Origin of the sequence: Granulicella aggregans (genome assembly GCF_025685565.1) — a bacterium.
GTDB lineage: Bacteria > Acidobacteriota > Terriglobia > Terriglobales > Acidobacteriaceae > Edaphobacter > Edaphobacter aggregans_B.
The window spans coordinates 62,313-87,700 of sequence record NZ_JAGSYE010000003.1 but is presented as its reverse complement, the minus strand read 5'-3'; the positions used below and the strand labels follow the sequence as shown (position 1 = coordinate 87,700).

The following is a 25,388-nucleotide window of genomic DNA, read 5'->3' as shown; positions in this document are numbered from 1 at the left end:
AGACTCGACGGAAATGTTGCCTGAACTCTCCGCAATTCTGGATCTACTTGAAGGTGGTTTTGGCCGGCTGAAGATACTCGTCGTCGGCGATCTGATGCTTGATCGGTACATCTTCGGCGAGGTGGACCGCATCTCTCCCGAAGCGCCTGTTCCGGTGCTGCGACATGCTCGACGGTATGAGCGGGCCGGTGGCGCGGCAAACGTTGCGATGAACCTCGCCGGTCTGGGGTGCCAGACATATCTTGCCGGGTTCTGGGGCGATGACGGTGAAAAGAACGAACTGGCGGCGATCCTGAAGCAGGGTGGAGTCGACACGCTAGGCGTAGTCTCCGGAACCTTGCCGACGATCTCAAAGACCCGCATCGTGGGCCGGGTGCAACAGCTTCTGCGGCTGGACATCGAGAGCCAGGAAGACCGTCCCGAGGTGGAGAACGAACGCCTTCTGGAACGCGTCGTCGGGCTTGTGGGGAAGATGAGCGCCGTCATCCTGTCGGACTACGCCAAAGGCGCTCTGACGCCGGGGCTGTGCGAGGCGGTCATTCGGGCTGCGAAGGCTGCAGGAGTTCCAGTCTTCGTCGACCCGAAGACGCCGGACTTCAGCAAGTACTCGGGCGCGACCACGGTGTGCCCTAATTTGAAGGAGCTGTCGCTGGCGACCGGAGTGCCGGCGCACAAGACGGACGAGCTGATCGCTGCGTCGAAGAATCTCCTGACGGAGCATGATCTGAGCTTCCTGACGGTCACGATGAGCGAGAAGGGAATCACCGTGGTTGAGCCGGGCGGGAGCTATCACTCGCCGGCGCGGGCGCGGGAGGTCTTCGATGTCTCGGGAGCGGGCGATACGGTGATCGCGACGCTGGCGGCAGGGGTTGCGGGTGGGCTAACGGTTCGGACGGCTGTTGAGCTTGCGAATCTTGCAGCGGGGATCGTAGTGGCGAAGGTAGGAACGGTGCCGGTGGCCCGGCATGAACTGATCGCGGCGCTGACGCCGAGTTCGCGCACTGCGGCGGGCGACAAGGTTGTCGACCTGGAGCGCGTTACGAAACGTGTCGCGGAGTGGCGCGCGGCGGGAGACACGATCGTCTTCACGAACGGCTGCTTCGATCTGCTGCACGTGGGACACATCACGCTGCTGGAAGACTGCAGGCGCTTTGGCTCGAAGCTCATCCTTGGCCTGAATACCGATGCGTCCGTGTCACGTTTGAAAGGGCCTTCGCGACCGATTGTGGGCGAGCGGGAGCGGGCGAGAGTGATGTCCGCACTGGCTGCGGTAGACGCGGTGGTGCTCTTCGACGAGGACACGCCGCTGGAGTTGATCCGCGCGCTGAAGCCGAACGTCCTGGTGAAGGGCGGAGATTACTCAGTGGAGACGGTGGTGGGCCACGAGGACGTGATCGCCTCGGGTGGCCGGGTGGAGATTGTGCCGACGGTCGAGGGATTCTCGACGACGAACATCGTAAGGAAGATGGCCGAAGGGACGAAGCAGAACGAGATGGTCGAGGTGTTGCGTTGATCATCGTCACCGGCGGCGCCGGGTTTATTGGCAGCAACCTGATTCATCAACTCAATGTGGCGGGCGAACGGGAGATTCTGCTGGTGGACAACTTCGCTCCTGCCGCAAACCTGAGCGGGCCGAAGTTTCTCAATCTGCACGGCGCGAAGTTCATGGACTACATGGACAAGCATGAGTTCCGCGCGGCGCTGAAGGCTGGCGAGTTCGAGGGCGTAAAGGTGCGGGCGATCCTGCACCAGGGTGCCTGCTCGAATACGCTCGAAGACGATGGCCGCTACATGATGGACAACAACTTCACCTACTCGAAGGAGCTGCTGCGCTTCGCGGTAGAGCGGCGGGTGCCGTTTGTCTATGCCTCGACGGCGGCGGTGTACGGAGCAAGCCTGGAGTTCGCGCCGGTAGCGAAGAACGAGCGGCCGCTTAATATCTACGGCTATTCAAAGCTCGTCTTCGATGACTTTGTAAGACGACTCGCGCCGCAGTTTCAGAGCACCGTAGTCGGGCTGCGGTACTTCAACGTCTATGGGCCACGTGAGCAGCACAAGGGCCGCATGGCGAGCGTGATCCATCACTTCACGAAGCAGTTGAAGGAGTCGGGTACGATACGGATGTTCGAGGGCTCGGGCGGTTATGCGAATGGAGAGCAGCGCCGGGACTTTGTCTTCGTCGATGACTTGGCGCGGATCAACCGGTTCTTTGGCGGGCTGCTGCCGGAGAGCCCGAAGCGTCCCGTAAAGGCTATCGTGAACGCAGGGACCGGTGAGGCACGGACCTTCAAAGCCGTGGCGAATGCGCTGATGCAGGTACATGGGCCGGGACAGATCGAGTACATCCCGTTTCCGGGAGATCTGAAGGATAGGTATCAGCACTTCACCGAGGCGGACACAGCAGGTTTGCGCGAGGCGGGGTACGAGGAGAGTTTTACTCCGCTGGAAGAGGGAGTGCGTAAGACGTTTGGAGTAGAGCCGGTTGGGTGAGGCGTTCTAAGGTGGACGTTCGCCGTTGCAAGTTGAGATGAATTTAGGAGGTGGGGATGAGTGAAGCGCCGGGGATCTTGTGTATCAGCACGTATGAAAAAGGACAGGCGTTTCTCAAAGAGGCTGCGCGCCTTGGCTGTGCTGTTACGCTGCTGACGGTGGATAAGCTGGCGAACGCCAACTGGCCGCACGAGTCCTTGAACGAACTGATCACGATGCCCGAGGGGCTTACGCCTGGGCAGGTCCTGAACACTGTTTGCTACCTGGCTCGGAGCCGCCGATTTGAGCGCATCGTCGCTCTCGATGAGTTCGACCTCGAAGTCGCGGCCTTGCTGCGCGAACACATGCGGCTGCCCGGCATGGGCGAGACGGCGACGCGGTTCTTTCGCGACAAGCTGGCGATGCGGGTGCAAGCGCGGGCCTATGGAGTCGCCGTGCCGGAGTTTACCGGCGTCTTCAACTACGACGACGTGCGAGCGTACATGGCTGCGGTTCCTGGGCCCTGGCTGCTGAAGCCGAGGACGAACGCCTCGGCGATCGGCATCAAGCCCATTGAAAATGCCGATGAACTATGGCCCATTCTCGATCAGCTCGGCGATCTCCAAAGTCACTATGTGCTTGAGCGATTTGTCGCAGGCGAGGTCTATCATGTTGAAGGCGTGAGCTGGAAGGGGGAGGTCCTCTTCGCCGCTCCGCACAAGTACGGCCATCCCCCGATGCAGACGATGCACAAGGGAGGAGTCTTCACGACGCGGTCGCTGCATCCGTCGTCAGAGGACGCGAAGGGCCTTGTGGCGATCCATGCGGCAACGCTGAAGGCGTTGGGGATGTACTCCGGCGTGACACATACGGAGTTCATTAAGTCGAAGGCAGATGGGAGGTTCTACTTCCTCGAGACGGCGGCGCGGGTCGGCGGCGCTTACATCGCGGAGATGGTCGAGGCTTCGAAGGCCATCAATCCATGGATTGAGTGGGCGCGGATCGAAGTGGCGACGCTCCTAAAGATGGAGTACACGCTGCCTACGACACGAGACGACTTTGCGGGCAACGTGATCTGCCTGGCGAAGCAGGAGGAGCCGGACCTGAGCGGATATACCGATCCGGAGATCGTTCGAAGAATGAAGAAGCACCACCACGCAGGCCTGATGGTGAAGTCCGCGTCTGCAGAGCGCGTAGAAGCGCTGCTGGAGTCCTACGGAGAGAGGTTTCTGGAGGACTTCTGCACGTCTCAGCCGGTGCCGGACAAGCCCTCAGCGTAAGCTGTCGCCAGGATATCCAGATTTGAGGGAGATGGTGAGAGCGCTGGGGCTCGAACCCAGGACCAACGCCTTAAAAGGGCGATGCTCTACCAACTGAGCTACGCTCTCAGACCACTCTTTTACGGTAGCACACCGGGCGTGGAGAAGAACCTTTCCGGCTCCATGTCTCGTTTCGAGACACCTTTTTCCTTCTGACCCAAGCGATGCCCGAATGCAATATTTTCCGCGTGTTCATTACACGTTAGTCGCAGTGCGGTTGCATTGACTTGGCCTGACCCCGCCGTTAGCCTGACTTATACAGCAGGGCATCCTTGCGGCGATGTAGATGCCTGCCAAAGCGGACAAAAAGAATTTTCAAGATTGGTGGAACGGGGCAAGATGGAGATGCATCCGCTCGAAGACTTCGAAGACCTGGCTGAAGACTATGCCTCTGAGGTCCCTGAAGACGTCGCCATTCTGTATTCGTGGGCGAATTTGCAAGGGGCCAAGTACCGCGACTTCTCCGCTAACCGGCGTGAGCATCGCGCACAGATGCGTCAGCGCGCCGCGGAGCAACTGAGACTCGCCGAACTGCGCGCGCAGTCCGAGGCAGAGGCGGCAGCGAAACAGGCCGAGGCGGAAGCTGCGGCGGCGCATGCCGAGGCAGACGCGGCCGCAGCCAAGCTTGCGGCGAAGCAGGCGTCCCAGGCCCGCCTCCAGTCGCATGAACTCGGTGGGCACGCCTGGAAAGACTCGGTTGGAAGCCGCCCGGGTGGGCTCGATCAGGATGAGCAGGTCAAGCACGCCTCGTTGCGTGCCGCCGCGCACCAGGCAAGGAAGGCCGCCGCGGAGCGCGAGGAGGCCGCGCGACGGGCCGAAGCTGCCGCCCTGGCGCAGTCCATGGCAGGCCGGGAGCAGGAAGAGATCGCAGTCGCCCAGGCCTCCGCGATACGCCAGGCAGCGCGCTACGCCGAGGCTGGAATCAGGACCCGCAGTTTATCCGGGAACGGTGCTGGTGTGACGATTCCCGGAAAGATCGAGGATCCTTACTCTTCGCGTTGGGTCGAGGACGAGGAGGAGTTTTCCGACAGAGCAAGACGAGAGAGCCACCCGGTAGTCGAGTTTGATGGCGATCTGCGGGATACCGCTTGGGGTGCGTCAACTGACTCATCGCCGCAGCCGAAACCGCCAGCGTTCCCTCTGGCTCCGGCAACGCGCGCCGTTCACCGTGCGCCTGAACGGCAAGTTGAAGCGGTAAACGGGAACGGTGCGGGAGGGGCCCACGCGCCTGCTCGGAAGCAGGGAGACTCCAACGCCGAGGTGGTGCGCCAGATTCCGCAGCTTCCACAGGAGGCGACGGAGCCCACTGAAGCTGCCGAGATATCGGTGTCGCGGATTGCGAGTGAGCTTGAGACACCCTACGAGATTAACGCTCATGCCATGAGCGAGCTCTTCGAAGCAGCACCCGTCAAGCACGATGACCCGGAGACGAAGGCCTCTGTTGCTTCCACTGTCCCGCCTACAGCCGTGATACCGGCGAAGAACGCCCCGGACTCAAGGACAGCGCGGGCTGCTGGTTCGCCCGGATGGGCACCCGACGTGCCCGGGCCGGCGTGGCTCTATCCAAAACAACCGTCTTCCGGGCACCGTCCCGTTGTCGCGTCCCACGCTGCGGAATCCGCGGAGCCGCTCGAGCACTCGAAGGAGAGGATCGCGGCACGCTGGTTCGCTCTTCGCGGGGTCTTTGCTCGGCATGACGCAGAACGCTCGACGGACCGGCTCGTGGCGAAGTCCGAGACCCGGCACGCTCCGATCGTGGCCGTGTACGCCCTGGCCGGCGGAACCGGAAAGACGAGTCTCGTAGCGACACTGGGGCGTGCGCTGTCGTTCCTGGGCGAAAGAGTCCTGTTGAGCGACACGACCTCTCACGGCCTGCTGCCCTTTTACTTTGGAGCGAGCCAATTGGTCTCGGGTGTGGTGCGAACGTTCTCTCCTCCACCCGGCAGCAACGATGCTCCCATCCACCTGGTCAGCTACGACCTCGTCCGGGAGAGCGAAGAGCTGGAAGGGCAGACGGGAATCCTTGAAGACCTTCTGGAGAACAGCCAGCGGGCCAATCGCGTTCTGCTGGACCTGAGCGTCAACTGCTCGCGAATGGCTGCGGGTCTGAGCCAGTTCAAGCCCACTGTCCTGATCCCGCTGATGGCGGATATGAACTCGGTGATTAGCATCGACGCGGTGGAGAAGCTCTTCAGCTCGATGCTCGACGCTGAGGGGCGTCCTCTACAGCCGGTCTATCTCCTGAACCAGTTCGACACCTCGCTGCCGCTGCATCTCGACATTCGTGAGGTGCTCAAGCAGCAGCTTGGCGAACGTCTCCTGCCCTTTGTGATTCGCCGGTCTCCGGCCGTGGGCGAGGCGTTGGCCGAGGGCATGACCATCGTGGACTACGATCCTGGTTCCGCGATCGCCGAAGACTATATGCGTGTGGCGAACTGGCTGCGCAGCGTCTCCGCCCCGGTCTCCGTCGGCTTCCGCAATCAGCGCTGGAGCGAGCAATGATCCTGGGCGAGGCCAGCGAGGCGGCGGACTCCACGCCAGGCCCGTTGGTACGTTTCCTGAGGTTTGTCACTCTCCTGGCCGGGGTCTGCTTTCTCGCCTTCGCAGTCGGCTACCATCTGGACTGGCGCCAACAGGCCCTGCTGGGTGTGGTAACGGCGTTGCTCGCGATGTGGATGGATCGAGGTTCCACTTCGTATCTGGTCACGCTCACGCTCATCTTCCTCTCGATCTACTCGACCTTCCGCTATGGCTACTGGCGGGTCACCACGACGTTTAGCTACTTGACGAGTAGCCATCTCCACGCGACCAGGAGCAAGGTGGAATGGTTGCCGGCGGCCTTCGTTGTGGCGCTTCTGCTCGCCGAAAGCTATGCCGCGGTGACGCTGCTTCTCGGCTATATGCAGACGTTGTGGCCGCTGCGCCGGACAACGGTCCCGCTGCCGGATGATCCTGGCGACTGGCCCCGCGTGGACCTGCTGATTCCGACGTTCAACGAGCCGCTGAGCATCGTCCGTTACACGGCGCTTGCGGCGATGAACATCGACTGGCCCGCGGATAAATTGAATGTCTACATCCTCGACGATGGCGATCGAGAGGAGTTCCGCAAGTTCGCCGAAGACGCCGGCATCGGCTACATCACGCGCGAGGGCAACGAGCACGCCAAGGCAGGCAACCTGAACTCCGCGTTGAAGCAGCTCTCCGCGCCGTTCGTCGCCGTCTTCGATTGCGACCATGTGCCAACCCGCAGCTTCCTGCAGATGACCCTGGGATGGTTTCTCCGCGATGAGCGGCTCGGCATGCTGCAGACACCGCAGCATCTTTACTCGCCTGATCCCTTCGATCGCAATCTTGGCCAGTTTCGCAGGATTCCGAATGAGGGCGAGCTGTTCTATGGAATCCTGCAGGATGGCAACGACTTCTGGAACGCGACGTTATTCTGCGGCTCCTGTGCGGTGTTGAGGCGGTCTGTACTGGATGAGTTGGGAGGGTTTGCGCCGGAGACGCTGACCGAAGACGTGCACACATCGCTTCGCATGCAGATGGCAGGATGGAATACGGCGTACGTCAACATTCCGCAGGCAGCGGGGCTTGCAACCGAGAGCCTCGATGGGCATGTGAAGCAGCGCATTCGATGGGCGCGAGGGATGATTCAGATCTTCCGGATCGACAATCCACTCTTCGCGCGAGGTCTTACCTTCGCGCAGAGGCTGTGCTACTTCAACTCCATGTTCCACTTTCTTTACGCATTGCCGCGGCTGATCTTCCTGGTCGCGCCTTTGGCGTTTCTGATCTTCGGCCGCGTCATACTCCCCGGTTCCTGGCCGGCGATCCTGGCCTTCGCTCTTCCGCATCTTCTTTTGTCGAGCGTCGTGAACTCGCGCATCCAGGGCCAGCACCGTCACCCCTTCTGGAACGAGATCTACGAGACGATCCTCGCCCCCTACATTCTGATCCCCACACTGATCGCGTTATTGAGGCCGAAGGCCGGCGGGTTCCATGTGACTTCGAAAGGGGGCCAGTTCGAGCGAAGTTACTTCGACGGAAAGACCGCGATCCCAATCCTGCTCTTGATGGCCTTTCAGTTGATGGGACTGGTCTTCGGAGCGGCGCGCATGGTTCGGATTCCCTGGCAGCCGCTGCTCTGGTTGCATCGCGGGGACAATCCGGGCACCGTCCTCATGAATATGCTTTGGGTGCTCTTCAACCTGGTGATCCTTGGAGTGTGCGCGTCGGTTGCGTGGGAGAGCCATCAGCGGCGGTCTACAGTCCGTCTCAGGATGGCGGTTCCGGTTGACGTGTTGTTCGCCGATGGCACCCTCGAAGAGGGACTGACGGCGGATATCTCGAACAGCGGCGTCCTGCTAAAAATCGACTACGCGCTCAATGTGGAAAATGGAGATCCGGTGCAGTTGATCTTTCCGGTGCTGGATGGAGAAGCCGGGCTGCCGGCCACCGTGATCGACATTTCGGATGGCGTCATGCGGGCGCAGTTCGATTCCTTGACGATCCTCGAAGAAGAAGCGCTGACGATGGTGCTCTACTCCCGTGCCGACACATGGCTGGGATGGGGAGATTCACGGGTCTCGGACCGGCCGTTGAAGAGCCTGGGGAGGATCTTTGTCCTGGCGCTCCGGGGCGTGTGGCGAACGCTCGACGCTGCCTGGGCGGTGGTCGAGCCGCCGGACAATCCGAAGCTGGCAGCCGGAGCGGTGCAGGCGTTCGTACTGGTCGCGGTTTTTCTGGGACTGACTGCCGCGGCGGCGCAGTTCCACTCGTCCCATCTCAAACGCGTTGAAGCGGTTCCGGTCTACCAGGCCGAGGCCGAGGCCGCGTCCGACCGCCGGAAACCGTCAGGTGCGGTTCCTGCGCCCAACGCTTCCAAGCCGTCGTCCGTCTCGCAAGAAGCGTCAGTGGCGCCAGACGATCTGGCAAAGCTGCCCGAGCCCTTTCTTGACAGCGCGGCAAGAGTGAATCCGGAAATCTCTCTCGTGTTTCTTAGTGAACCGTCGCAGGAAGCCCTGAAGGCTGCGGGAATCATCGCGTCGTGGCTTGCGGTGGAGGCTGGCAAACGCCCGGTACGTTATTCAGTCACGTTTGGGAAGATTCCGACCGGCAACGCGATCCTGGTCGTGGAGAACGAGAGCGACCTGCCGCCGTCACTCCATATCGATGGGGCCAGCGGGCCAGCGGCAGCTATGCGGACAAATCCCGAGAATCCGTCGTCGAAGCTGCTCGTGGTCTCCGGGAGTAATGGCGCGGAGGCGGTAGACGCCGCCAGGTCACTCGCGATGCAGGGCAGGGCGCTCAAGGGCGACCATGTGCAGTTCAGCCGCCTCCCTAACCTTGATCCAGACCCAGACAATATCAATTGCTGTCTCCAGAGCGATGAAAACGCTCCATGGACCGCGCTGCCTGACCTGCAACTGTTTGCGACCACCGGATTTCCGTTTATCCAGAAGGCCGGCTTGTCGGAGACAACCGTGGTGTTGCCAGCTTCGATTACGCCGGAGGTGATGGAGGTCTACCTGACGATATTGGGGCGGCTAGGGGTCCAGGCCGGTCACCCGCTTCTGAATGTAGATGTAAGCGGCCCGGACGGCCTGAAGGGTGAAGGGAAGAGAGACCTCCTCGTGCTCGCTGTCGGTGCAGACCAGCCCGCAGTGGACGCGTTGAATTCAAGTCTGCCGGTCGCCATCGACGGCGACGGTCTGCATCCCCGGGATCCGCAGGGATTCTTCGCGCCGGTTCGGCACGCCTGGTGGAGACTTCGTGATTGGGAAAATGGAGATTCGGGCAAGCTCGATACCTCCGGTAGACTGCCCGAGGCCGTGATAGAAGGTGCTGAATGGCCTGCCGGTTCTGGTCGCTCGGTCGTAGTCGTCTCGGTTCGAGACAAGCAGTCCGCAGCCAGGTTGCTGGCGGCCTATCCTGACCCCTCGAAGGCGTCGGAGATAACCGGGTCGGTCAGCGTGCTGGACGGAGGAAAGTTCACCTCCTACAGAATCGGGGACGAGGTCTACTACAACGGTTCGCGCTCTCCCTGGATGGCCACAAGATTGATTCTTGCGGCGTTTCCCTGGCTCCTGATCCTCGCGGTCACGGCTGTCTCGGTGGTGATGGCGGGAATGGTGAGGACCATGCTCCGGCAGAAGGCGAAAGAAAGACTCCTGGTTGCAGCGTAGCCCTGCAGTGGCGGATAGGCGATAGCCTGCTGCTCTCCTTTTGTCTTGTTTGTCTGAAGAGAATCGTTCCCAAAAGCTGCCTTTGTGCGATCTTCGGTGTTCTATCTTCTCCTTGCACTTGTCTGTTCCGCCACGTATAAAACTCCTACAGCCGCCATCATTCTTAGAGAAGGCTTTGCCTCTCTCGTGTCGTTTCTTGATTCGTACCTACCGCCGCGTCCAATAGGGTATTTCATGACGCAATCTGCTTTGCTTCGATTTGCCTCTCGTTTTCTGATTCTTTCTCTGCTTGGGGTTGTGACCCAGCGTTCAGCGCTGGCGGGAAAAGATAGCGTTCCGGATTGGGTGCGTACCGCCGCTCAGCACACCCTGCCAACCTACCCCGCAACGACAAACGCAGTCGTGCTGCTCGATGACACGACATTGACCGTCTCCCCCGACGGACACGCCGTGGAACATCATCGCCGCGCCGTGAAGATCCTGCGGCAGGCGGGCCGGGACGATGCCGACGTCGTGGTGCAGTTCGACAAAGACAGCAAGATTCTCTCGCTGCACATCTGGAGCATCGGCGCGGACGGGCACGAGTATGCGATGAAGGATAACGAAATTTTGGAATTTGGTTACGAGGGCGGCGGCGGCCTCTATGATGACGCGCGCTACAAGGCGGCCCGGCCTCCGGGACGAGATCCCGGCGGCATCGTAGCCTATGAGTGCGATCAGCGGCTGCCAGGGTACATGACCGAGGATGACTGGATCTTCCAGGGAAGTATCCCCAGCGTCAGCCAGAGCTTCACCATCGCACTTCCTCCTGGCTTCACCTTCGGCACAAACTGGGTGCATCACAAGCCACTTGCGCCCATCGATCTTGAGAACCAGCGCTGGCGCTGGGAGTTCAAGGACGTTCCCGCGGTCGACTTGAAGAAAGTCTCGATGGCGCCTTCCGAGGGAGCGATAGCCGGTAGGATGGCGATCCACTTTGAGGGCCCCACAATCCCGAGTCCGGTCGGGGGAACGTGGCAGAGCATTGGCGAGTGGTATCAGCAGCTCGCGAAGGACCGGCTGGTAGCGACACCCGAGATCGCGGCCAAGGCTGCATCGCTTACCGCGGGCAAGACCGACTTCTACGACAAGACTGAGGCCATTGCGGAGTTTGTGCAGAAGGACATCCGCTACTTCGTCATCGAGCAGGGCATCGGGGGCCTGCAACCGCACGCGGCGGGAGACATCTTCCGCAATCGTTATGGCGACTGCAAGGACAAGGCGACCCTTATCTCCGCGATGCTTTCGACACTCGGTGTGCACTCGGCGCTGGTGATGGTCGACACCAACCGCGGCTTTGTCGATCCTGACGCGCCTTCGCTGATGGGAAACCATGTCATCGCGGCCATCGAGATTCCGAAAGGATATGAGTCGCCAAAGCTGAAGAGCGTAGTGACCGCGAAGACGGGCCGCCGCTATCTGATCTTCGATCCGACCTGGGATAAGACCGCGTTCGGGCAGTTGGAGCACAACCTTCAGGGCGGCTATGGCGTCCTGGTCGAAGGCAACGATAGCCAGGTCATTCAGTTTCCCGTTCTTAGCCCCACGCTCAATACGATTCACCGATCTGCAAGTTTTCAGCTTCTGGAGGATGGATCGCTGAAGGGAAGTATCACCGAGAAGCGCTTCGGAGACCTCTCGGAGCATCGCCGCCGCCTCTACACCTCAGGCAACGCCAAGGAGCAGCAGGAGTTCCTCGACCACGTGCTGCAGCAGGACTTCACCAGCTTCAAGGTCGCCGATGTGAAGGTCGAGAACGTCGAATCGCTGAACAAGGAGCTGACGACAACCTACACGCTGGAAGCGTCGCGCTTTGGCAAGACCATGGGCGGACTACTGATGGTTCGTCCCCGGGTCCTTGGTCGTCAGGATCTTGAGCTGGACCACGAGCCGCGAACGGTTCCGATCGACCTGAAACAGACGATGCAGGTGCAGGACGACTATTCGATCGAACTGCCAGCCGGATATGCGGTCGATGAGATCCCCGATCCGGTGTCGATCGACATGGGATTTGCGGCCTACACCAGCTCTTCGAAGATGGATGGGAACACGCTGCGTTACACGCGCACGTATACGGTGCGGGAGTTGACGCTGCCCCCGGAACGCTACGGCGAGCTGCAGAAGCTGGCCACGGTTATCTCGAACGACGAGCAAAGCAGCGCGGTATTGAAGAAGAAACAGTAACCAGGTTGCCGAGAGTCTCCCGGTCAAACGATTTCATCAATGGCAGCAAAACACTGAAAGTGAGCAGGCATGGTCTCCACGGTTTCGTTTGCACGTCTTCGCATCTCGTTCGCGCTATCGCTTCTTTGTGTACTCTCGAGCGCCATCGCGCGAGCCGACCAGTGGACTGCTCCAACGCAGGAGGAGCTCTCGATGACCTCGCAGGCCGGAGCTCCGGGAGCACCCGCGGTCTACCTCTTCCGCGAGGAGATCACGGTGGACCACCTGCATATGTATAGCGAGTACGTCCGCCTGAAGATTCTGACCGATGGCGGAAAGGACCATGCCAACGTCGAGGTGAAGTACGTCGCTGGCGGTGACATGGGTTTCTCTATCACCGACGTTGCGGGCCGGACGATCCATCCCGATGGCACGGTGATTCCGTTCACGGGCAAACCCTATGAACGAATGGTTGTGAAGGCGCAGGGGTTCAAGGAAAAGGCCAAGGTCTTTACATTGCCCGACGTAACCGTTGGAAGCATCATCGAGTACCGCTACAAAGTGCGCTGGGAAGACAATATGTACACGTCGCCACACTGGATTGTCCAGAATGACCTGTATCTGCGGCGCGGGCACTTTTCATGGTTTCCGACCGACAGGGAACTGGTTACAAGCGATGAACGCGGACAGATGGTAAGCACGCTTGCCTGGACTCCGATTCTTCCGCCCGGTGCCGAAGTTAAAAGGACCGAACTGCCGGGATCGAACCTTTCGCATGATGGGTCCTCGCAGATCGATCTTGTCGTTCACGACATTGCTCCATCGATTGAAGAGGAGTTCATGCCCCCGATATCCAGCCTCGGATACAGGGTGCTGTTTTACTCATCCCCCTACCGGAATCCTGAAGAGTTCTGGAAGGGTGAGGGTAAATACTGGTCGAAGCGTCGCGACAAGTTCATCGGGCCGGGCAAAGGAGTGCAGGCTGCCGTCCAGGAACTGGTGAGCCCCTCCGACACCCAGGAACAGAAGTTGAAGAAGCTTTACGCTGCCGTCGAAGGACTTGAGAATACGGACTACACCCGTGAACGGTCGCGGAACGAAGATAAGGCCGAAGGGCTCAACGCGGTACATACGACCGACGATATTCTGGCCCGTAAGCGAGGATCGAGCGACCAGCTTGCGCAACTCTTCGTTGCCATGGCCCGCGCAGCTGGAATGAAGGCGTATCTGATGCTGGTCACGAATCGGGATCGCACCATCTTCCTGAAAAACTTCCTGAGCTTCGACCAACTAGACGACGATATTGCGATTGTGGAGGTCGACGGTAAAGAGCGGGCGTTCGATCCGGGTTCGCGCTACTGTCCGTTTGGCCACTTGGCGTGGAAGCACTCGGAATCAGCAGGACTGCGGCAGACAGAGGGGGGATCGACCCTTGCCGGAACGCCAGGCGAGAGTTATCAGGCTTCCGGGATTATCCGTGTCGCCAATCTGAAGATGGATGAGACGGGCGTGGTCACTGGCAAGGTGGACCTCAAGTTCACCGGGGCACCTGCCCTGAAGTGGCGGCAGAAGGCGCTCACCGACGACAAAGAGACGGTCGAACGAGAGATGAAGGAGCACGCAGAACACATGTTGCCCGGCGGAATGGATGTGAAGGTGCTCTCCATCGACAAGCTGGACCAGTACGAGGAGCCTCTCACCGTGGCACTCTCGATCAAGGGGCCGATCGGTTCGTCCACCGGCAAACGGCTGCTGGTCACGGGTGACTTGTTCGAATGCAACTCAAAGCCAACCTTCAGTCGTGACAAACGCGAGATGGCGGTCTACTTCCCTTATCCTTACAACGCTCGGGATGCGATCCGGATCAACCTTCCCCCGGGATTTGAGGTTGAGTCGGTGCCGGTGAATAAGGATGTGAAGATGGGGAAGACAGCGGCCTACGATATCAAGGCCGTTGCGGACGGCACCGGCGTTACCATCCGGCGAAATCTCCTGGTGGGAGAGATTATCTACCTGCCCGCGGAATATCCTGACCTGAAGGCCTTCTACGGGCAGTTTGAGGCGAAGGACCAGGAGCCTGTGATTCTGAAGGTAGCTGGACCGGTGCAGGCCACGACCGGATCAGGGCAGGCCACATCGGTGGAGAGCATCACCTTGCCCACCACGCAATCCCAGACGCAGAAGCCTTAACCCCTCGACGGGTGCCGACTGTGATGTATCTTTCAGGGAAAGGGGAGCCATCTCATGGACCGTAAAGAGATCATCCGCAAGAAGCAGGAGTTCGTCTATCCCGCGACCTCGAACTACTACGCCGATCCGCTGCCGATCGAGCGCGGCGAGATGCAGCATGTCTGGGACGTCGAGGGCAGGAAGTATCTCGACTTCTTCGGCGGCATCGTGACGGTGGGCGTGGGCCATGCCAACCCGCGCATCAACGGGCCGGTGAAGGCGCAGATGGACAAGCTCGGCCATACCTCGACGCTCTATCCCCACCAGACGATGGTGGAGCTGGCCGAGAAGATCGCGCAGATTACGCCCGGCCGGATCAGCAAGAGCTTCTTCACGGCGAGCGGTACGGAGGCGAACGAGACGGCGATCCAGTCGGCGCGGATGCACACTGGCAATACGGAGATCATCACCCTTCGCCACTCCTACAGCGGGCGGTCGTCGCTGACGCGCTCCATGGGCGGCATCAGCACGTGGCGCAAGGCGAACTATGAAGTAGGCATCGTGCACACGATGAGCCCGTATTGCTATCGCTGCCCCATCGGCCTGAAGTACCCCTCGTGCGAGGTCGCATGCGCGAAAGACATCGAGAACGTCATCCAGTCTTCGACCTCCGGCGCGATCGCAGGCATGCTGGCCGAGCCCATTCAGGGCGTCGGCGGCTACATCGTTCCTCCAAAGGAGTTCTTCAAGATCGCCTTCAAGACCGTGAAAGAGTACGGTGGCGACTTCATCTCGGACGAGGTACAGACCGGTTGGGGGCGGACCGGGAAGAAGTGGTTCGGCATCGAGCACTGGGAGGTCACTCCCGACATCATCACTGGAGCCAAGAGTCTCGGCAACGGATATCCGATTGGCCTGACCGCGGCGACGCCCGAGATCGCCAATGCTTACGAGGGGCCGACCATCTCCACCTTCGGCGGCAACCCGATCGCCATGGTGACGGCAAAGGCGGTCATCGACCTCATTGAAGAGGACGACCTGATCACGAACTGCGATGTTGTCGGCGGATACCTGCAGGAGAAACTAAAGGAGCTGCAGGACAAGTATCACTGCATCGGCGAGGTCCGCGGAATGGGCCTGATGCAGGCGATGGAGCTTGTAACCAATCCGGTCACAAAAGAGCCCGCAACGGCACTTGCTGTAGAAGTGATGGAGGCTGCCCGGGAGCGCGGTCTGCTGATCGGCAAGGGCGGCGTCTACAACAACGTCCTGCGTATGGCCCCGCCGATGAACATCAGCAAGTCGGATGTGGATGAGGCGGCTGCGATTCTGGCAGAGAGCTTCGCCGCTGTCATGGCAGCAACTTACGCCACCGCCTAGAAGGATTGATCGAGGCAATATCGGGACAAAGTACAATGGTTGTACCGATGATTGCCCTTTCCCACTCCCAGAAGCCGTCTTCAGCGACCTCTACTGACACGATCTCCAGCGCGGGTTCCCGATGAGCGAAGTCAACGTCGCCGCCCCGAAGGCAAGTGCGAGCAAGGGCCGCAATCTGCTGAAGACCCTTCCGGGACTTCTAATCAGCGCGGGCTTCCTCTGGTACACCTTCAGCAAGATCAGCTTCTCCGATCTGCGCGCGGTGCGCATGGTCGCGCCGGTGTGGGTGCTCGGCGTGCTGGCGTTTACGCTGGCCAGCTACACGCTCCGTTGTGTTCGATGGACGCGGATGATGCGCAGCACGGGCGCGAAGTTCGGCGTCTGCGCGCGGGTGCTGATGACCTCGCTGGCGGCGAACAATATCCTGCCGCTGCGCATCGGCGATATCATGCGGGTCTTCACCTACGCGGGAGATCTTGGCGCGTCGCCGTCTGTCATTCTCAGCACGGTCATCCTCGAGAAACTTCTCGACATCTTCATCCTCGTTCTTTTGTTCACGGTGACGATGGGCGCCGACGCCTCGCCGCACTCGAAGGCTTTGGCGAAGACGCTGCTTGCCATCTCGACAGTCGGACTACTCGTCCTGATTGTCGGTGCCCGGACGTTGAAGGGGCCGCTGGAGCGTTTCTTCGCCAAGCATTCCAGCAACGCAAAGATCGCCAAACTGGAGCACTTCATCATGCTGGCGATCGACTGTTTGGTGGAGATAGGCATTCCGGGATCGGTCCTGCTGCTCGTGCAGTCAGCGATCATCTGGACCTGCGAGGGCATGATCTTTGTTTCGGCGGCGAAGCTGATCGGCCTTGTCTCAGACAAGATTGGCCCGTGGGCCGCGGTCTCGGTGGCGAATCTTTCGTACCTGATTCCTAGCTCCCCAGGCGCGATTGGAACACTCGACCTTGCCGTGACGACTGACCTGGAGCTGCACGGAGCCGTGGCCGCTCAGGCCGCGCCGTTTGCTCTTCTGGTCCATGCGTGGCTGCTGATCTCGGTGACCGGCGCAGGCGGCCTTATCTTCCTCATTCATCGCGCGCGGCGACCGGAGCATAAGCCGCTGATCGAAGAGATTGAGACATTGCCGACCGAGCTACCGTAGCCGCTCTTCACGTAGACTTAAGACAGATTGATAAGGTGAAGACGCACGCATGTATCGCATCGTTCAGCAGCAGCTTCTGGCCCGCATTCAGGCCATTCTTCTTGAAAAGTACGACGTAACCCTGGCGCAGCTTGCGGTGGAACAGCCGCCGCAGATCGCGATGGGCGAGCTTGCCCTGCCCGTAGCGTTCGAGCTGGCGAAGCGTCTGCGCAAGGCTCCCCGAGCGATTGCCACCGAGCTTGCAACAGAGCTGAGCGCGGCTAATCTCGAAGGGATTGCCAGTGTAGAGATCGCTGGCGCTGGCTATCTGAATGTGAAGCTCGACCGCGCTGCTGCCGTGCGCAAGATCGCGAGCGATGTCCACGCGAACGTCGGCGGCCCTGGCTTCCGGCTGGTGGAGCATACGAGCATCAACCCGAACAAAGCGGCCCACATTGGGCACCTGCGGAACGCGATTCTTGGCGACACGTTTCAGCGGTTACTGCGGCCTGACTCATATAAGACTGGCTACGAAGTCGGCGTGCAGAACTACATCGACAACACCGGCGTGCAGGTGGCCGATGTCGTTGTCGGCCTCGTGCATCTTGAAGGCAAGACCCTTCTCGGCGTCCGCGAACTTCTGACAGAGTTGATGGAGTCCAACACGCTGATCGATTATTACTGCTGGGGCCTGTATGCCCGCGTCTCGCAGTGGTACACAGCCGATTCGGAGCAGCTCGCCGCCCGCAAGCAGATCCGCCTGGACACACTGCATGCGCTTGAAGAAGGGAATAACGAGACAGCGGAGATCGCCGACCTCATCGCAACCGCCGTGCTGCGTCGTCACCTCGAAACCATGGAGCGACTCAGCATCGAGTACGACTTCCTTCCCCGCGAGAGCGAGATCCTCTCGCTGCACTTCTGGGATGCTGCTCGCGAGTTGATGCTGGCCAAGGGCGTGCTTTACCTAGAGACCGAGGGCAAGAACAAGGGCTGCCTGGTGATGAAGCGCGCGGGGTCTTCAGACGAAGAAGTGACCGGCCCAGATGAAGACGCGAAGGTGATCGTGCGCTCGAACGGCACCGTCACATACGTGGGCAAGGACATCGCGTACCACCTCTGGAAGTTTGGCCTCCTGCCTGGCAAGGACTTTGGCTATGTGCGCTTCCACGAGTACCCAAGCCACTGCTGCTGGATATCTACGGCAGGTGCGAGTGATGAAGGCGCACCGACCTTCGGCAAGGCCGACGCAATCTATAACGTGATCGACTCGCGCCAGAACGATCCGCAAAACAATGTCATCGCGGCGTTGCGCGGCATGGGATACACCGAAGCTGCCGACCGGTATACGCACTTCAGCTACGAGATGGTGGCGCTGACGCCGCGCTGCGCGATGGATCTCGGCTACACGGTGAGCGAGGAAGACCAGAAGAAGTCGTACCTCGAGGTAAGCGGTCGCAAGGGCTTCGGCGTGAAAGCCGACGATCTGCTGGACAAGCTGATCGCGGCTGCTAAAGCGCAAGTCGACGTCCGCAATCCCGAACTGACCGAGGCCGAACGGCTGTCGATCTCCACGCAGATCGCCGTCGGAGCGTTGCGCTACTTCATGCTCCGCTTCACACGGAACACGGTCATTGCGTTTGACTTCAAAGACGCACTGAGCTTCGAGGGCGAGACCGGGCCTTACATTCAATACGCCATCGTTCGTGCCGCGAATATCCTCCGCAAGTCCGACACCACAGAGGAGTCTGCGCTGGCTGCGATCGCCGATCTTGATCTCTCTGTGCTCTCGACCGAAGAGGGAACTGTGATGTGGGAGACATGGCTCGCGTGCTCCAAACTCACTCTTCTGCTGGAGCAGTGCATTGCGACGGCGGAGCCAGCGTATCTCGCGAAGTACGCCTTCCAACTCGCGCAGCAGTTCAACAACTTCTACCACCGTCACCATGTGTTGAACGAAACCGACGCTGCGAAGAAGGCTCTACTGCTGGCGACGGCCGCGGTTGCAAAGCGTGAGATGGTGCGCGCGCTGGGATACCTGGGCATCGAAGCCCCACCAGTCATGTAGAAGCCGCATGACAACCGGCCATGTGTCCTATAAAGTTCACCTCAACGATTTCATACGGTGAGGTGAACCTTGAACCGTCGCGAGTTTATGGCTTCTTCGTTAGCGGCAGCGGCAGGTGCCACTCTTGCAGGAAAGACTTCATTAGCGGCTGGACAAATTGCCGCTCCTGTGCCGGGTGCGATCGCGGAATCAGTCATCAAGCAGGCGCGTTTTCCCGATGGCTTTCTGTGGGGAACTGCCAGCGCCTCTTATCAAAACGAAGGCGCATGGAAGGAAGACGGCAAGGGCGAATCCATCTGGGACCGTTTCACCCACACTCCTGGCAAAGTGCGCGGCGGCGTAACCGGCGATGTCTCCTGCGATCAGTACCACCTCTACCCGCAGGACATCGCCCTCGCGAAGAGCCTCAACGTCAAGAGTCATCGCTTCTCTATCTCCTGGCCGCGCATCCAGCCGAGCGGCATCGGTGCGCCCAACATGAAGGGCATCGACCACTACAGCCGCTTCGTCGACACGCTGCTGGCAGCGGGCATCCGCCCCTGGTGCACGATGTACCACTGGGACCTGCCGCAGGCGCTCGAAGACAAGGGCGGCTGGCCGAACCGCGATCTCGCTGGATACTTCGCGGACTACGCCGGCATTCTCGGCAAACATCTCGGCGATCGCATCACCACCTGGGCTCCCTTCAACATGCCCTGGGCCGTCGCCTTCATGTCCTACGCCGCCGGTGCCTTCCCGCCCCAGCGCACTAGTTTTACGGACTACCTCAAAGCCGCGCACACCCTCGCCCTCGCCCAAGCGGAAGCCAACCGGGTTGTGAAGGCAGCCTCGCCCAAAGCCACAGTCGGAAGCGCCTTCGAGATGGCCCCATCCTACCCCAAGACGAACTCGCCGGAAGACCACGCCGCCGCTGACCGTTACCACAACATGAACAACGTCTTCTTCCTCGAAGCGACCATGAAGGGCCGCTACCCCAACGCCTTCGTCGGCGAGCCGCCGCTCGAGCAGATGGGCTTCAAACCCGGCGACGAGAAGCTCCTCCTCGCCCCGCTCGACTGGATCGGCTTCCACTTCTACGGCCGCCGCCTCGTCTCCGACGCCAGCAAGGAGATCTTCGCCAGCGGCGGGGCCTTCTCCGGCACCGAGATCGAAAGCAACACCCCCGGTGGTCGCGACCCTTACACTCGCTTCCGCGCCGGCATGCCCACCGAAGGCCCGCTCACCGAGTCCGGCATCGAGATCTGGCCGCGTGGCATCTACGACCTCGTCACCCGCATCACGAAGGAGTACGACCACCCATTCCTCGAGATCACCGAGAGCGGCTGCGGCTATCTCGACTCCCCAAACGAACAAGGCCGCGTCCCCGACACCCGCCGCATCGACTGGTACCGCCAAGTCCTCGCGGAACTCTCCCGCGCCATCGCCGACGGAGCCAAAGTCCGCGCCTACCACGCCTGGACGCTGCTCGATAACTTCCAATGGGGCGAGGGCTACACCGAACGCTACGGACTCATCTACACCGACTTCCGCAGCCAGAAGCGGACGATAAAGGACTCCGGCCACTGGTATGCGAAGGTTGCTGCTTCTAACCGCCTCGACGTGTAACGCGAAGGAGATCTGATGCCAAGACAAATCGTATTTACTCCGAAGGCCGCAAAGCCGCCAGCGACCTACAGTCAGGCAGTCAAGGCTGCCGGGTTGGTCTTCGTATCGGGTACGGCACCGCATGATCCCGCGACAGGGACGATCAAGGGCACGACCATTCAGGAGCAAACCCGGCAATGCCTTGAGAACATCTCCGCAATTCTTGAGGAGGCAGGCAGTTCCATGGACAAGATCGTCAGTGTGACGGTCGTACTGGCTGAGGAAGAAGACTTCGCGGGGATGAATGAGGAGTGGCTCAGATGGTTTCCCGTTAATCCGCCTGCTCGGCAAGGAGCCAAACTTCCAGCCAGGATTCCAGGACTCAAGGTATCGATTGCGGCGGTCGCCGAAGCCTGATCACAAGGCTACTAACAGATCTTGCCACTAGCTTGTCTAATCCTGCGAATGGACAAAGCTGAGCAAGACGTCATCAAGCGAATCCTCGCCGGTGATACCGACAGGTATCGCATCCTGATGGATCGGCATCTGCCCACCGTTCTCCGTATGACCCTCCGGATCACCGGATCGGTCGAGGATGCGGAAGAGGCGGCGCAGGAGGCGTTTCTTCGCGCATACAACAACCTCGCTTCGTTTCGGAAGGACGCTAATTTCGGTACCTGGGTCTACCGCATCGCAGCCAACTGCGCACTCAACCTGATCGAGCGTCGGCACCGCGATCCGTCCTGGAATGCGGTGCCAATCGATGGCACTCCTCAAGCCGAAAGTGTCCTCCTGTCGGAGCGGCCAGATCCTGAGGCGGAGGTGCTTCATGCTGAGGCACTCCTCCGGCGAGATGCTCTGCTAAATTGCCTCACACCGATGGAACGCAGCGCCTTTGTCCTTCGCCATTTCGAGGAGCAACCCATCGTCGTCGTCGCTGCGGCGCTGGACGTTACCGCAAATACTGCTCGCCAGACAATCTTTCGTGCCGTATCCAAGCTGCGCCGCCAGTTCGCGCCCGTGACTCCGGTCTCATCCACAACCTTTTCTCCATCCCGTTTCGCGAGGGAGTCGTAATGAACCCATTTCACTTACACAGTTCAGAACAAATCACCGAAGGCGACCTCATCGCCCTCCACCTTCACGAGCTTTCGCCACGCAGGGAGCAGGCCGTTCTTCGAGCCATTGAATCGAGTGCCTCCCTGGCTGCCGAGTCGGACCTCATTGTCGCTTCACTCAGCGCTGTCAAGGATGTTTCCATGCAGATCGACGACACAGTACTGGATCGTAATTGGAAGGCGCTCAGTCGCTCCCTGGTTCAATACCCTCCTCCGCCTCTGCGAGCGCCCAGGTGGCGTCTGGCGGTATTCGGCGGAGCACTCATGGCAAGTGCCGCTGCCCTCGCGTTCCTTGCCACTACCCACCCATTTTTCCACTCCCCAAAACATGACCTGGCAGGTCTGGCAACATCGCCCCCGCGGCCCGCGAGCCCAAGCCAGGAGCCTGCAGGACGGTATGGATCTTCCAAGCTGCCGCCGCAGCGCCTCCTTGCGCTCAGTCTGAGGTCCGGTCTCTTTCATTCCGAGACCCCACACCCGTCTTCTGCCCTTCATCCAATTCCGACGCCTTCTGTTCCATTGGCGTCTCCGCCTTCCGCGGATATTTCTCAGCCAGTCCTGTCGGACGTACCTCTCTTGGCAACGGCGGAGCCGATCCTGGGCGGTATGCCTTTGCCGGAGCCGTCCTCAGATCCGGGACAAAGCGCCGTGAGCATGGCCCGCAACGGACGGACAAAGAGCATTGACAGGTCCGGTCGCCCACATGACCTGGACCTGATGCTTGGTATCGGTGCCAATTTGATCCTGCCCCATTCTGTCGAACCAGCTGGCATCGGGCGCGTCACGGAGACCTCCTCCCCCGCTGTCATCGCGCTCGCCTCGCTGCATCAGCAGTTTCGTCGTACCCTCGGCTACCGCGTTACGATGTCCTATTCTCGGCCCGACTTTATCTACACCGACGATGGCGCGGTGATCGTCAATAGTCGCATCTACGAGGCCGCCGGAACGTACGTCATTCAAGGACCGCACCTTCGCCGATTCAAGACGTCGGCCGAAGCGGGCGTCGGCCTTCTCGCCTTTTTGCCTACTGTTGCCTCGCAGTTCTCTGGACATGCCTATCGAGCTGCCGGCGTCGTGGGAGCGAACCTTGACTATGCCATCAACAAGCACTGGGGGGCGCGAGCCTCCTACCGGGCACAGGTCTATAAGAGCCCCAACTTCAGCTCTGCCACAAACTTCATCCCTGACATAGATGGCGTCACCATCAGCAATGAGCCGTCGCTCGGCATTGTCTATAACTTCGGCAAAAAGTAGCTGTTCGAACGCCTGCAACCCTCACTGTCATCCCCCACGATCATCACGGAGACTTCCATTGAGCTACGCACAGTTCTGCCCTCGCCACGCCGTTTTTATGCTTCTCCTTGCCGCCGCTCTTTCCGCCTCCGATGTCCAGGCGCAGGATCAGGCTCTTCCTCAGGCACCGCAGAGTGCTAACGTCGCGGCACAACCCGCAGGGCCTGTAAAGCGCCACCCGATCGAGACCTCCGTGTCGCTCGGTGCTGCGGCTCAGTTGACCGCGACACGGGTGACCCAGCCGCTTGGGTCGCAATCGTTCGATCCCTCGGTTTGTGTACTAGGCTCTGTGCGACAGAGCTTCCGCCCGTGGCTTGGGTACTCCGCAAACTTTGGCTATACGCGAACTACAGAGGAGAACGGAAGTTTGTCATACTTTGCATCCCGTTTGGCGATCCCGAGCAACGTATATGAGTTGAGCCTCGCCTACATGATCCAGAAGCACATTACACCCAGGCTGACCGGCTTCGCCGATCTTGGTGCGGGCGTGCTCACCTTTCTTCCGGTCCACCGCGGATCCACTGCATCAGCTTCTCTTCCTACATCGACGTCCACTGTCCCGTCCGTCTTATTCAGGCAGCTTGGCGTGGCTGGAGTCGGGGTGGACTATTACTTCAACTCTCACCTGGCCCTTCGTGCCGAATACCGTGGCCTGCTTTATAAGTATCCGAACTACTCTGGCCTTGCTGGTCGTCTGGTTACTGTCAGCAGTCAGCCCACTCTTTCCGTGACCTACACGTTCGGTAGGGGAAAGAAGCACTAGTCGGATCCCATGTGAAGCATAGTTCACAGATTCAACATGGTCACGACGGTCAGAACAGCCCTCCAACAGAGATGGACATAAGCTACTCCGCGTAGCTTCTGACCCACTCTGTGATGGAGCGGACTGCAATCCCGGATGGGCCTTTGGCGAGCCAAGGTTTGGTCTCGTCGTTCCAGGCCATAGCTGCGATATCGAGGTGGATCCACGGCGTCTCTCCGACGAACTCCTTGAGGAACATTGCCGCCGTAATCGACCCGCCATAGCGCGTGATGCCGGTGTTCTGGATATCGGCGATGGGGCTCTTGATCTGGTCGGCGTAGTCGTCGGTGCAGGGGAGACGCCAGTACTTTTCGCCCGAGACGGCGAGGCCGCTGGTGAACTTTTCTACCGTCGCGTCGTCGTTTGAGAACAACCCGACGTTGAGCTTGCCCAACGCAATAGCTACAGCACCCGTGAGAGTAGCCGCGTTGATGAGATGGGTGCAGCCGAGCGTCTTCGCATAGTGCAAACCATCGGCGAGTACAAGCCGGCCTTCAGCGTCGGTGTTGACGATCTCGATGGTCTTGCCCGACATGGCGGTGACCACGTCGCCCGGCTTGAAGGCCTTCCCATCGGGCATATTCTCAGCAGAACAGACAACGCTGATGACCTTGACGGCGGGCTTCAGCAGCGCGATGGCGCGCATCGCGCCGATCATCGCTCCAGCGCCGGCCATGTCGTACTTCATCTTCTCCATGCCGTCGGCGGGCTTGATGGAGATGCCGCCGGTGTCGAAGGTGATGCCCTTACCGACGAGTCCGATGACGGGTGCGCCTTCTGCCTGGGCCACTTCCGGCTCGTAGGTCATGACGATGAGCGCGGGTGGTTCGGCTGATCCCTGCGAGACGGCCCAGAACGAGCCCATCTTCAACTCGTGCAGCTTTTCGGTGGAGTAGACCTCGCACTTCAGGCCGACCTCCGCGCACATGGCGGCGGCCCGCTGGCCGAGCACCGTCGGGGTCAAAATGTTTCCCGGCTCATTGACCAGCTCGCGGGTGAAGTTCTGGGAGGCTCCGATTATGCGGCCTTCTTCGACGCCCGCCTCAATCTCAGCGCTGGGTGCGGAGATGACGACAGTTGCTGTGGTAACGGAGAGGTCCTTGCGGTCGCTCTTGTACGTGTCGTAGTCGATGTCCGAGAGCTCAATACCTTCGGCGATGACGCGAGCAGCATGGGCAGCCGAAATCGTCTCGAGCGTGGGGAAGGCGATGGCGACCTCGCGCAGGCCACGAGGTTTCGCGGCGCGAACGGCGGTGCCGCCGCCCTTGCGAAGCTCATCGAGCGAGAGAGACTTTTTCTTGCCAAGCCCGATGATCAGCAGGCGCTCTGCGGCAAGGCCAGCGGGCGCGTGGATCACGACGGTGTCGCCAACTGCGGCCTTGAATTCGCCCGAAGTGAGGACGGCCGCTACGGCAGCCGACACCGCTTCATTGGTCGTCAGCAAGCTCAGCGAAGGCTTCTCGCTCTTTGGTTCGGCGGTGTCGACGGCAAAGACGGCAAGCAGAGGCGTTGCAACGGTGGCGAGGTCCTGGCTGATCAGCTTCGTATCCATCTGTCTATCGTATCGCGTCGCGCTGGTGGCCTTTTTCCTACATTCTGGCTGGAGGAGACCAAACTCCACTTCGGGCGCTATACTCCCAGCTTCAGGTTGAGTTTCATATCAG

The 25,388-nt window shown here is 60.3% G+C and carries 16 protein-coding genes and 1 tRNA gene; 15 read left to right on the top strand and 2 right to left on the bottom strand.

What is annotated here, in order from left to right:
- The first annotated feature begins 13 nt into the window (after nucleotides 1-13).
- From hldE to OHL18_RS15740, 3 genes are read left to right on the top strand one after another with little or no spacing between them, the layout of a single operon-like run.
- Nucleotides 14-1,513 carry a bifunctional D-glycero-beta-D-manno-heptose-7-phosphate kinase/D-glycero-beta-D-manno-heptose 1-phosphate adenylyltransferase HldE gene (gene hldE, locus OHL18_RS15750; protein WP_263376562.1) on the top strand — a complete coding sequence of 500 codons (1,500 nt, stop codon included), beginning with the start codon at nucleotides 14-16 and terminating at the stop codon, nucleotides 1,511-1,513.
- On the top strand, nucleotides 1,510-2,490 hold the full coding sequence (gene rfaD / locus OHL18_RS15745) for an ADP-glyceromanno-heptose 6-epimerase (protein ID WP_263375834.1): 981 nt from the start codon (nucleotides 1,510-1,512) through the stop codon (nucleotides 2,488-2,490). Before hldE ends, rfaD begins: the two co-directional genes overlap by 4 nt.
- Before the next feature lie 56 nt (nucleotides 2,491-2,546).
- Nucleotides 2,547-3,749, top strand: a complete 1,203-nt coding sequence (locus OHL18_RS15740; protein WP_263375833.1) for an ATP-grasp domain-containing protein — start codon at nucleotides 2,547-2,549, stop codon at nucleotides 3,747-3,749.
- A gap of 32 nt (nucleotides 3,750-3,781) precedes the next feature.
- Here OHL18_RS15740 and OHL18_RS15735 read toward each other — a convergent pair.
- Nucleotides 3,782-3,857: transfer RNA gene (locus OHL18_RS15735), tRNA-Lys, on the bottom strand.
- Between the two features lie 270 nt (nucleotides 3,858-4,127).
- Between OHL18_RS15735 and OHL18_RS15730 the strand changes: the two genes are divergently transcribed.
- The 12 genes from OHL18_RS15730 (at nucleotide 4,128) to OHL18_RS15675 (ending at nucleotide 23,685) form a co-directional block, all read left to right on the top strand.
- Entirely contained in the window at nucleotides 4,128-6,290 is a 2,163-nt protein-coding gene (locus OHL18_RS15730) for a cellulose synthase operon protein YhjQ/BcsQ (RefSeq protein ID WP_263375832.1), read from the top strand.
- Nucleotides 6,287-9,973, top strand: a complete 3,687-nt coding sequence (gene bcsA, locus OHL18_RS15725) for a UDP-forming cellulose synthase catalytic subunit (RefSeq protein ID WP_263375831.1) — start codon at nucleotides 6,287-6,289, stop codon at nucleotides 9,971-9,973. Before OHL18_RS15730 ends, bcsA begins: the two co-directional genes overlap by 4 nt.
- A 297-nt stretch (nucleotides 9,974-10,270) precedes the next feature.
- Nucleotides 10,271-12,196 (top strand): DUF3857 domain-containing transglutaminase family protein, encoded by a 1,926-nt coding sequence (locus OHL18_RS15720; protein ID WP_263375830.1) that lies wholly within the window; start codon nucleotides 10,271-10,273, stop codon nucleotides 12,194-12,196.
- Between the two features lie 69 nt (nucleotides 12,197-12,265).
- On the top strand, nucleotides 12,266-14,365 hold the full coding sequence (locus OHL18_RS15715) for a DUF3857 domain-containing protein (protein WP_263375829.1): 2,100 nt from the start codon (nucleotides 12,266-12,268) through the stop codon (nucleotides 14,363-14,365).
- A 54-nt stretch (nucleotides 14,366-14,419) separates the two neighbouring features.
- Nucleotides 14,420-15,724 (top strand): aspartate aminotransferase family protein, encoded by a 1,305-nt coding sequence (locus OHL18_RS15710; protein ID WP_263375828.1) that lies wholly within the window; start codon nucleotides 14,420-14,422, stop codon nucleotides 15,722-15,724.
- Between the two features lie 121 nt (nucleotides 15,725-15,845).
- Nucleotides 15,846-16,880 (top strand): lysylphosphatidylglycerol synthase transmembrane domain-containing protein, encoded by a 1,035-nt coding sequence (locus OHL18_RS15705; protein WP_263375827.1) that lies wholly within the window; start codon nucleotides 15,846-15,848, stop codon nucleotides 16,878-16,880.
- Nucleotides 16,881-16,929: 49 nt separating this feature from the next.
- The gene (locus OHL18_RS15700; RefSeq protein ID WP_263375826.1) at nucleotides 16,930-18,927 is read left to right on the top strand and encodes an arginine--tRNA ligase; all 1,998 of its coding nucleotides are present in this window, start codon (nucleotides 16,930-16,932) and stop codon (nucleotides 18,925-18,927) included.
- Between the two features lie 87 nt (nucleotides 18,928-19,014).
- The gene (locus tag OHL18_RS15695; RefSeq protein WP_263375825.1) at nucleotides 19,015-20,532 is read left to right on the top strand and encodes a glycoside hydrolase family 1 protein; all 1,518 of its coding nucleotides are present in this window, start codon (nucleotides 19,015-19,017) and stop codon (nucleotides 20,530-20,532) included.
- A 15-nt stretch (nucleotides 20,533-20,547) separates the two neighbouring features.
- The gene (locus OHL18_RS15690) at nucleotides 20,548-20,928 is read left to right on the top strand and encodes a RidA family protein (RefSeq protein ID WP_263375824.1); all 381 of its coding nucleotides are present in this window, start codon (nucleotides 20,548-20,550) and stop codon (nucleotides 20,926-20,928) included.
- Between the two features lie 48 nt (nucleotides 20,929-20,976).
- A complete protein-coding gene (locus OHL18_RS15685) occupies nucleotides 20,977-21,588 on the top strand; it encodes an RNA polymerase sigma factor (RefSeq protein WP_263375823.1) in 612 nt (203 codons plus the stop codon).
- 617 nt (nucleotides 21,589-22,205) lie between these two features.
- Nucleotides 22,206-22,883 carry a hypothetical protein gene (locus OHL18_RS15680; RefSeq protein WP_263375822.1) on the top strand — a complete coding sequence of 226 codons (678 nt, stop codon included), beginning with the start codon at nucleotides 22,206-22,208 and terminating at the stop codon, nucleotides 22,881-22,883.
- Nucleotides 22,884-22,941: 58 nt separating this feature from the next.
- Entirely contained in the window at nucleotides 22,942-23,685 is a 744-nt protein-coding gene (locus tag OHL18_RS15675; RefSeq protein ID WP_263375821.1) for a hypothetical protein, read from the top strand.
- 82 nt (nucleotides 23,686-23,767) lie between these two features.
- Here the strand turns inward: OHL18_RS15675 and OHL18_RS15670 are convergent, their stop codons facing one another.
- Complete coding sequence (locus OHL18_RS15670) at nucleotides 23,768-25,276, bottom strand: leucyl aminopeptidase (protein WP_263375820.1); 1,509 nt, start codon at nucleotides 25,274-25,276, stop codon at nucleotides 23,768-23,770.
- Nucleotides 25,277-25,388 lie beyond the last annotated feature (112 nt).

Bases quoted from the DNA above. Each gene is read 5' to 3' on its own strand.
- OHL18_RS15715 (WP_263375829.1), top strand. From the start codon at position 12,266: ATGGTCTCCACGGTTTCGTTTGCACGTCTTCGCATCTCGTTCGCGCTA.
- OHL18_RS15700 (WP_263375826.1), top strand. From the start codon at position 16,930: ATGTATCGCATCGTTCAGCAGCAGCTTCTGGCCCGCATTCAGGCCATT.
- OHL18_RS15705 (WP_263375827.1), top strand. From the start codon at position 15,846: ATGAGCGAAGTCAACGTCGCCGCCCCGAAGGCAAGTGCGAGCAAGGGC.
- OHL18_RS15685 (WP_263375823.1), top strand. From the start codon at position 20,977: ATGGACAAAGCTGAGCAAGACGTCATCAAGCGAATCCTCGCCGGTGAT.
- hldE (WP_263376562.1), top strand. From the start codon at position 14: ATGTTGCCTGAACTCTCCGCAATTCTGGATCTACTTGAAGGTGGTTTT.
- OHL18_RS15730 (WP_263375832.1), top strand. From the start codon at position 4,128: ATGGAGATGCATCCGCTCGAAGACTTCGAAGACCTGGCTGAAGACTAT.
- OHL18_RS15710 (WP_263375828.1), top strand. From the start codon at position 14,420: ATGGACCGTAAAGAGATCATCCGCAAGAAGCAGGAGTTCGTCTATCCC.
- OHL18_RS15695 (WP_263375825.1), top strand. From the start codon at position 19,015: ATGGCTTCTTCGTTAGCGGCAGCGGCAGGTGCCACTCTTGCAGGAAAG.
- OHL18_RS15670 (WP_263375820.1), bottom strand. From the start codon at position 25,276: ATGGATACGAAGCTGATCAGCCAGGACCTCGCCACCGTTGCAACGCCT.
- OHL18_RS15690 (WP_263375824.1), top strand. From the start codon at position 20,548: ATGCCAAGACAAATCGTATTTACTCCGAAGGCCGCAAAGCCGCCAGCG.
- OHL18_RS15740 (WP_263375833.1), top strand. From the start codon at position 2,547: ATGAGTGAAGCGCCGGGGATCTTGTGTATCAGCACGTATGAAAAAGGA.
- bcsA (WP_263375831.1), top strand. From the start codon at position 6,287: ATGATCCTGGGCGAGGCCAGCGAGGCGGCGGACTCCACGCCAGGCCCG.